Annotated in this window: 12 protein-coding genes; 7 read left to right on the forward strand and 5 right to left on the reverse strand. The window is 34.4% G+C overall.

Annotated features, from left to right (window positions below):
* From ispE to PHF25_07125, 3 genes are all read right to left on the reverse strand, one after another.
* Positions 1 to 767 (reverse strand): 4-(cytidine 5'-diphospho)-2-C-methyl-D-erythritol kinase (gene ispE, locus PHF25_07115; protein MDD4527784.1); only part of this gene is annotated, 767 nt, incomplete at its 3' end.
* 105 nt (positions 768 to 872) lie between these two features.
* A complete protein-coding gene (locus PHF25_07120) occupies positions 873 to 1,715 on the reverse strand; it encodes a peptidylprolyl isomerase (protein ID MDD4527785.1) in 843 nt (280 codons plus the stop codon).
* 60 nt (positions 1,716 to 1,775) lie between these two features.
* On the reverse strand, positions 1,776 to 2,609 hold the full coding sequence (locus PHF25_07125; protein MDD4527786.1) for a TerB family tellurite resistance protein: 834 nt from the start codon (positions 2,607 to 2,609) through the stop codon (positions 1,776 to 1,778).
* A gap of 31 nt (positions 2,610 to 2,640) precedes the next feature.
* Between PHF25_07125 and PHF25_07130 the strand changes: the two genes are divergently transcribed.
* The gene (locus PHF25_07130; GenBank protein ID MDD4527787.1) at positions 2,641 to 2,895 is read left to right on the forward strand and encodes a Smr/MutS family protein; all 255 of its coding nucleotides are present in this window, start codon (positions 2,641 to 2,643) and stop codon (positions 2,893 to 2,895) included.
* Here the strand turns inward: PHF25_07130 and PHF25_07135 are convergent.
* Complete coding sequence (locus PHF25_07135) at positions 2,892 to 3,749, reverse strand: glycosyltransferase family A protein (protein ID MDD4527788.1); 858 nt, start codon at positions 3,747 to 3,749, stop codon at positions 2,892 to 2,894. The genes PHF25_07130 and PHF25_07135 overlap by 4 nt on opposite strands.
* A 39-nt stretch (positions 3,750 to 3,788) precedes the next feature.
* On the reverse strand, positions 3,789 to 4,235 hold the full coding sequence (locus PHF25_07140; protein MDD4527789.1) for a phosphoribosyltransferase family protein: 447 nt from the start codon (positions 4,233 to 4,235) through the stop codon (positions 3,789 to 3,791).
* 44 nt (positions 4,236 to 4,279) lie between these two features.
* On the opposite strand from PHF25_07140, the gene amrS reads away from it, so the two are divergent.
* The 6 genes from amrS to PHF25_07170 form a co-directional block, all read left to right on the forward strand.
* Positions 4,280 to 5,275, forward strand: coding sequence for an AmmeMemoRadiSam system radical SAM enzyme (amrS, locus tag PHF25_07145; GenBank protein ID MDD4527790.1), 996 nt, complete (start codon positions 4,280 to 4,282; stop codon positions 5,273 to 5,275).
* Entirely contained in the window at positions 5,265 to 5,921 is a 657-nt protein-coding gene (gene cmk / locus PHF25_07150) for a (d)CMP kinase (protein MDD4527791.1), read from the forward strand. The genes amrS and cmk overlap by 11 nt, the downstream gene beginning before the upstream one ends.
* Positions 5,922 to 5,937: 16 nt before the next feature.
* Complete coding sequence (locus PHF25_07155) at positions 5,938 to 6,642, forward strand: DUF502 domain-containing protein (protein MDD4527792.1); 705 nt, start codon at positions 5,938 to 5,940, stop codon at positions 6,640 to 6,642.
* 57 nt (positions 6,643 to 6,699) lie between these two features.
* Positions 6,700 to 7,128, forward strand: coding sequence for a hypothetical protein (locus PHF25_07160; protein MDD4527793.1), 429 nt, complete (start codon positions 6,700 to 6,702; stop codon positions 7,126 to 7,128).
* Entirely contained in the window at positions 7,128 to 7,928 is an 801-nt protein-coding gene (locus tag PHF25_07165; GenBank protein MDD4527794.1) for a hypothetical protein, read from the forward strand. Before PHF25_07160 ends, PHF25_07165 begins: the two co-directional genes overlap by 1 nt.
* A gap of 68 nt (positions 7,929 to 7,996) precedes the next feature.
* Positions 7,997 to 8,487: isocitrate/isopropylmalate family dehydrogenase (locus tag PHF25_07170; protein MDD4527795.1), on the forward strand; the 491-nt coding region annotated here is incomplete at its 3' end.

Genomic DNA, 8,487 nt, shown 5'->3' on the forward strand with positions numbered 1-8,487 from the left:
TTCTCAATCAACTCTTCATCATTAAACCCAGCCACAACAGTCGAACCAGACCCTGTCATTAAAGCAAAAGTCGCGTCTAACGATAATAAAGTTTCTTTTATTTCTTTAATAACTGGATATTTTGAAAACACTGACAACTCAAAAGCATTGTAATACTCCCAGCCTTCTATTAGCTTGCCAGTAAATCTAGGTTTATAATCACGTTCAAGTGCAAATTTGTCCCAGTCAGCAAAAGCTTCCTTTGTTGATATTTGAATATCTGGATTAACTAGCAAAAAATATTTGGGAAGCTCAACTTCTATCTCCTGTAATTGTTCACCCCTACTAGTAACAAGTTTCGTGCCACCAAAATAACAGAAAGACACATCGGAGCCTATGCTAAGCAACAAAGAAAGCAACTCTTCTTTTGAAGGACTTATTCCCAACTCTTTCAAAAATACCTTAACAGCCGCAGCAGCATCAGCGCTACCTCCTGCCAATCCAGCACCCATAGGTATATTCTTCATTAACTTTACATTAAACCCATGTGTAACCTTCTGAGGAAATCTTTCTTGAATAACGGAATAAGCTTTTGCAATAATATTGTCTTTTTGCAAACTACAATTATTAGAATAGATGATTATTTCTTGAGTATCTATTTTTTCAAACGATAATTCATCACATAAAGAAACAGTCTGCATTATCATGCACATCTCATGCAAGTTACCCTTTGTTCCAAGTATATCTAATAGGAGATTAATTTTTGCGTGTGCTTTGGTTTGTATCATGTAAAATTCCCCTCAGACTCTGCGAGCCAGAGCTCCCCGCTTCGGGGAGCCAATGCCTTCCCAAATTGGGAAGGTGACAGGCAAAGCCTGACGAAAGGGTTTCTCTTATTTCTTTAGAAACAATTGTTCTGAAAAATCTTCAACTTTTACTGAAGCTGCTGCATCCTTTAATAAAGCATCTAAGGCTTCTTTTTGAGAATTTTGTTTAAGATAATTTTCTATCTCTGTAGAAACATCTTTATAAGCTAACTGCTCAGCATCTTTCTTGTCTTCAACAAAAATTACATGATAACCGTATTGGGTCTGAACTTCTTGCTTTGTATACTCGCCTTTTTTTAGTGCAAAGGCAGCTGTTTCAAAAGGTTTTACCATTTGACCCTTCGCAAACCAACCTAAGTCTCCACCATTAACCTTGCTTCCTGGATCCATAGAAAATTCTCTAGCAAGCGCTTGGAATGACTCACCTTTATTTAATTTAGCAATTATATCCTTAGCTTCTTTTTCTGTTGCTACTAAGATATGTCTAGCTTTAATTTGATCATCTTTTTTAAACATATCTTTATTTTCGTCATAATATTTTTTGGCATCTTTGGCTGAAACCTTAATCTTGCTTTCTATATTATCTTTCAAATATTGTGCTACCATAACTTGCTTTTTAATGTTTTCAATTTGAGCCAAAACTTCTTTATTTGTATCGTATTTAGCTTTATTAGACATTTCATAAACTAAATATTCTTTTTTGATACTATCTATAAGTATTTTTTTTCCATCTATAGAACTGTAATACTCTTGATATTGTTGTGGTAATGCGGCTATTTTCTCATCCAACTGTGACTGAGTTAATGTACTGTCTCCTACCCTTAAAATAACTTTGTCTGTTAATCCAAAACTAAACGCGAAAAAAAACAATGAAACTAGTAACGTAAATAAAACTGCAATTTTTTTCATAAACACCCTCTCCTTTTTTAAAATAACAAAACTTATTTTACAACATCAATTTAATAAATGCTATGCATCTTTTAAATATTCATAAGCCTCTTGAATTTCTTTCATCCGTTTTTCACTAGCAATTCGCACATCATTACCTAAATGAGCAACCACATCAGGGTGAAATTTTTTAGTTAGTTGTCTATGTGCTGATTTAATATCCGTTTGAGTTACACCTTCGGCTAATCCAAGTATCCGCAAATAATGTTCTCTGCCCTTGCCACCTGTTCTATTAGATGAAAACCCAGAGGAATATCTGGAAGAGCCAGAATAATATCTCGCACGCAAGAAAGCTTGGTCGTTAGGGTTTATTCCAATAAAGCTAATAAATTCATCTAAAACTCTTTTTTCTTGCTCGTTTATTGCAGAGTCGGAACCAGCCAAACGGAACATGAAATCCATTAAAGCAAGCTTAGTTGGATAATCAAGAGCTCTATTCATCTCAACTGCCAAGACAGAAACAGGCCTATTATACTTTAATTCAGCCATCAAAGTTTCTTCAGCCCAAAGCAAAGACTTTCCTCTGAACCCAAAGTTCATAGTAAAAAAATTCTTAACCATTTGTATTTCTGCTTTATCAATCTTCCCATCAGCAGCAAGAACCTTGGCAGAACAAACAAGCAATAAAATAAAAAACTTATTATGAGCTTCCGAGTGACCTTTAATATATTTTTTAACAATTGCATTACGTTTAATAATCCAATACAAATTCATGGCCATAAAGACAATGATCAACACTGGCATTAAGCTAATAAAAAACATTAAGAGAAATCCTGTTAACCGAATAAACAATAAAAAGATTATCCAAAAAGCAAAAACTCCCAAAAAAGTTGCAGACCGATCATTTTTTTTCATCTTTGGAATTATATCATGTTAAAATAAAAATATGGCAAAACTGAAGCTAGATTTACACGAAATATTTAATAAAGGAAGAATGATTGATAAAGAATTACAACGAATTATTGATGAAGCTGTTTCCAAAAAAATTAATCTTGTAGAAATCATCCCAGGTAAAGGAAGCGGGCAACTAAAAAAATCTGTTCTTAGATTTCTAAACCAACCTGAAATAAAAAAACTTTATCACAGAGTTGAAAAGGACGATAAAAACTTTGGCAGAATTTTTGTTCACTTTAGGTTCTAAAGTAATTCCCATTCTTTTTTATAATAGTCACTAATCATCCAATACTTAAACCAAGAAAATAATTTCCATCTTTTCTTTGCTCCAATGGCTATAACTTTTGCTTTTTCGGAAATGTAATAAAACAGCCCTGCTTTCTTTCTATCATCAAGAGAAGCGCCACTTTTAAGCAAATTGACCATAGAATATATACGAAACCTATCCATACCCCAATATTTACTAGATAATTGGTCACTATGACCACCTTTTTTGGTTATTAGCTTCTCAGGCATAGTATATATTGGATAAAGCAACGATATTCTTAGCCAAAGGTCATAATCCTCACAAGCCAATAGTTTCTCATCAAACAACCCAACCTTATCGAAAACATCCTTTTTTATCATTACTGCAGAGGGAGAAACAATACATAAAGGCAAGCAATCAAAAAATATCTTGCCACTTCTTTTTGTATGCTTTTTCATTGGATTAACATTTTTTCCGTTCCGAACCCATCTCTCTTGGGTTTGACAAACAGCTGCTCCTTTTTGGTCCATAAACTGAAGTTGTTTTTCTAACTTAGAACTTATCCACAGGTCATCACTATCTAAAAAGGCTAAAAAATCACCTCTAGCCTTAGCAATTCCTGCATTTCTTGCAGCAGAAACACCCCTATGTTCACAAAAAAATACTTTGATTTTCTGTGGATAACTTTCACTATATTGACGTAATATTTTCTTTGTTTTTTCTTGTGAACCATCATCAACAAGAATAAGCTCAAAATCATTGAACTTCTGAGCCAGTACGGAGTCTACCGCCTCTCTTAGCATCATCGGCCTATTAAATACTGGAATAATCACAGAAACTCGCGGGTCAGTCATAAGCTGTTGATAGGCTGTGGATAACTTTCCAAGCCCTACTCATTTCTCCCAAGGGTAAATAACCCAACAATCCGCATCTACATTAATACCCACGAATTCGGCCTTCAAGGAGCTCTTACCTTTGTCAACCAATACAGCCCTATCATACTGTTTATTAGTGTGCCCCATCCATTCCGCGATTATCTTAAACGTTGTACCAGAGTCTAAAATATCATCAACCAAGAGAATGTTATCACCAAGGATTTTCTTAGGCAAATCTAACACTCTAGGATCAACTATCTTCCTATCATCATAAGATTGAACATTTACAATATTAACTTCCTTCACGCCTAAATGATAAGACAAGTAGCCAGCCAAAAACAAACCACCTCTAGCAACGCCAACAATAACATCGTAAGTTTTATTGCTTTTCTTAATCTCAGAAACTATCTTGTTTGCATAACTCTGGAATTCATCCCAGCTAATGTTTAACTCTTTTTGTTGCATTAAATACTCCCAATCATTAATTATACTATATAATGTAGACAATTATGACACTCGCCCAATATTTTGAAAAACAAAATAATAAAATCATTTGTAAATTATGCCCACGAGAATGCTCTCTGCATGATGGACAAACAGGTTCGTGCCAAATTAGAACCAATATTAACAATGAGCTCAGAGCATTAACCTACGGCAAGTTTTGCTCTCTTGGCATTGACCCCATAGAAAAAAAGCCACTCTACCATTTTTATCCTAACCAAAAAATATTGTCGCTTGGTTCTATGGGATGCAACTTCCACTGTCATCACTGCCAAAACTGGGAAATCTCACAGCCACATCGAACAACAAATAGGCCTGTACTGTCTGAAATAAAAGTTGAAGAAATTATTGATAAAGCTAGAAACAATAACTTAAAATTAGTTGCTTTTACCTACAACGAACCTCTCATCCAAATAGAAACTCTACTAGAATATCTTCCCAAACTCCAAGAGGCTGGAATAAAAACCGTACTAGTAACCAACCTCTACATTAACCAAGGTCCCTTAAAAGCCGTTCTACCCTTTGTTGACGCTTTAAGTATAGACATCAAAGCCTTCAATGAGAAAAACTACCAAACACTGACAACGGCTAAAGCCTTGAAGATTATTAAAGCCAACATTATCCTTTGCTACCAAAGTGGTAAGCACATTGAGCTCGTCAGCAACCTTGTCGCCGATATTAACGACAACCTAGACGAACTAACAGAAACAGCAAAATGGATAAACTCTGTATCGCCAAACATCCCTTGGCACATAACATCTTTTTATCCAACATTCGAATACAGCAACAAACAGCCACTTAGCTCTACTTTCTTAAATAAACTTGACTCCAGCAAGAAGTCTTTTCCGCTTAATTATGTTTATACTAGGTTTGAACAAAACACGCATTGCCCAAACTGCCAACAAACCATCATCGCCAGAAACCGCTTTGAGGTTACTGAAATGCAATCATCAAATACTTGCCCTTATTGCCAAAAAGAAGTACCTTATCTGCATGTCTGTTAAATCTATTATCGCCGTAGACGGCCCCGCTGCTTCTGGCAAAAGTACTGTCGCCAAAAAATTGGCAGAAAAACTATCTATAACTTACTTAAGCTCTGGTTCAGTCTATAGAGCAATTACCTACGTTTGTTTAACTAATAACATCGTCGCTGACAACGAAAAAATTAAATTTTTCCTTAAACATTACAACGTTCGCACGAAATACGGAAAAATTTTTATAAATCATACTGATTACAGCCAATATCTTTCTCTTCCTGAAACTGAAAAGAACGTTTCCAAGTATTCCGCCTTAGCCTACGTGCGAGAATTTACACTAGAAATACTACGAAATACTGCAAAACACGAATCTATCGTAATGGACGGAAGAGATATTGGAACCGCTGTTTTCCCAGATGCTAACTATAAATTCTTTCTAACAGCCTCGACTGAAGTACGAGCAAAAAGAAGATACGACGAATTCTGCAAAACACACCCAAAGGAAAAAATTGAACTAAAAACTATCTTGTCTGAAATAATTCAAAGAGACGAAATGGATGAAACAAGAGAATTATCACCACTAAAAAAAGCAGAGGATGCTATCCTCATTGATAATTCTAAATTAAACATAGAGGAAACTATCCAAACGATATATAATTATATTCACAAATAAGACAAAGGCGCACTATATGAACAAAAAACCTTTATTAATTAGACTCATCCAAGATTTATCTAGCAAAGAATCCGTTAACCGTTTTCAAAAAAATCTATTAACAGGTTTCTTTGTTGCCTTACCCTCTATTGCAACTATTTGGATTCTGTCCATAATAATCAGAATAATAGGCACTCCTTTTGGTAAAATTATCAACAACTTGTTTGCAGATGGCAGAATGGACCCTTTCTATGAGCTAATACTGGGATTTATAATAGCAATCGCCTTCCTAGCTTCTTTAGGATATTTTGCCAAACTAGCTTTCATGAGAACTATCTCCAAAACAATTGAAAACTACATAGAAACTATCCCTGTTATTAATGCTGTGTACACAACAATTAAATCAATTATCTCAGCCGTCAGGTCTAACTCAAAATCTTTCCAAAGTGTGGCGATTATCCAATATCCCAGCAAAGGGATTTACACTATTGGGTTTATCACACAGAAAAATTTCCCAACAATGAAAACAAAAACAGGCACCATTCATAAAAACATGACCTCTGTGTTCGTTCCCACCACGCCTAACCCAACTTCTGGTTTCTTCGTGCTACTACCTAAAGATGAAGTAGAAATTCTCGACATTCCTATTGAAGACGGCTTAAAGCTAATCATTTCTGCTGGTGCTATCAGCCCCAAAGAAAAAGCCGAACTTCTTCAAAATGATGCTTTTGTTAAAAAATAACTATATAATTATAATTATTGTAGTTTTGTTAATTAACATAAAAGGAGTTTCCTAAACATGTTAGTATTTTCGCTTTATGCAATACTGCTACTGATAATACTTGGAGCAGTAGTTTATTTTGGAAAACCAACCAAAAAACAAAAAAAAGTTGATACTGCCGACATTCAAATATCTGTAGAAAATAAACAAGTCAGAAAAACTCGAGCTATTGAAGAAAACGAAGTTGTAAGAGAAGCCGAAAGCCACTTCAAGACACTTGTACTCAAAAATCCATATTCTCCTCTTCCGTATAAAGTACTCGCCGAGTTCTATATAAAAAATGGACTAAAAGATGAAGCGATTAAAAAATGTGAACAAATGATTCCGTATCTCAACAAAAGTTTTGACTTAGAGAAAGCAACTACTGTTTTAGAGTTTCTAGAAACAAACCAAAGACAAGATTTAATAGAAAAAATAACATCCCTAACTCAACCCAAGGAAAACTGATGGACTTAGCTAATATCAATGCCAATATTCCTTTAGACTCCTCGCAAACCGAGAATGATTCTTTTTATGGTGTTACTAATCCCTCAACATCGACTAAAACCTCAAGCATCAATACTAGTTTTAATCCAACCTTAGACAATGAATTGTCCGATGAAATGCAACAAGACGTAGAATATAAGCCCTCTCAAAATATTGTCCAAGAAAAAACAGTCTTACTTTCCTTCCAAGAACAAGAAAGAATGCAAAAAGTACAACAAAAAGAACTACTAATAAATCTTCAAAAAAATACGAATACCAGTGGTTCTTCTTACAGTAGAAATTTAGATGACGCAGCAGTAATGAATACTCAAAAAAAAGACTTTGGAAAAAATCTAAATTTTCAAGAGGACTCCAACCCTAACTTACAAACTAATGACTACTTAGAAGACAAACTGTATATTGACTCCGCAGCTGAAGAATTTAATGAAGAATTTTTGAACCCTCAAAAGAAAAACAAAACCAATGACCCAGAAAGTGCCTTTAAAAATTATGAGGAAAAGAAAAAACAACAAGACAATGAAGATAACCAACAGAAAAAAAATCATTATGACTTTGAAGACGATGAAGTCGTTGATATAGATTCAACCTTACTATCCTCTACATTAAACAAAGGTAAAGTAGCACGAAACAACCAAAATAAAGATAATTCAAATGCACAATATGAACAAATAAAACATAATCCTGCTTTAGAAAAGGCATTACGAAAAGATGACCCAAAAAGTAACATTAATAAATTAAGACAAAAATTTAACAAAAAGTAATAACCTAAGCTTGATATTACTTATATTTTAAACTATTATTTATTCGCAAAGAATTAGGAGGTAAAAATATGAAAACTTATGATATAGCAATAATTCCCGGAGACGGAACAGGACCAGAAGTAGTAGCAGAAGGGATTAAAATATTAAATACTTCCTCCGAAAAGTTTGGGTTCAAATTAAATTATACTCAATTTGATTTTGGTGGAGAAAGATACTTAAAGACTGGCAAAATTCTGGAAGAATCAGAAATAAATGAACTTAGAAAATTCAAAGCAATCTTTTTAGGAGCCATTGGTCATCCAGAAGTTCAACCTGGGATTCTTGAAAAAGGCATTCTTCTTAAACTTAGATTTGCTCTCGACCAATACATTAATCTTCGTCCAGTTAAACTATACGAAGGAGTAGAAACTCCTATCAAAAACAAAGGACCTAAGGATATCGACTTTGTTGTTGTTAGAGAAAATACTGAAGGCTTATACGTTGGAGCTGGAGGATTTCTTAAAAAGGGCACTCCTGACGAAGTTGCCATTCAGGAATCCATCAACACCAGAAAAGGCGT

The sequence above is a fragment of the Candidatus Margulisiibacteriota bacterium genome (genome assembly GCA_028706105.1).
Taxonomy (GTDB): Bacteria; Margulisbacteria; Riflemargulisbacteria; order GWF2-35-9; family DYQY01; genus DYQY01.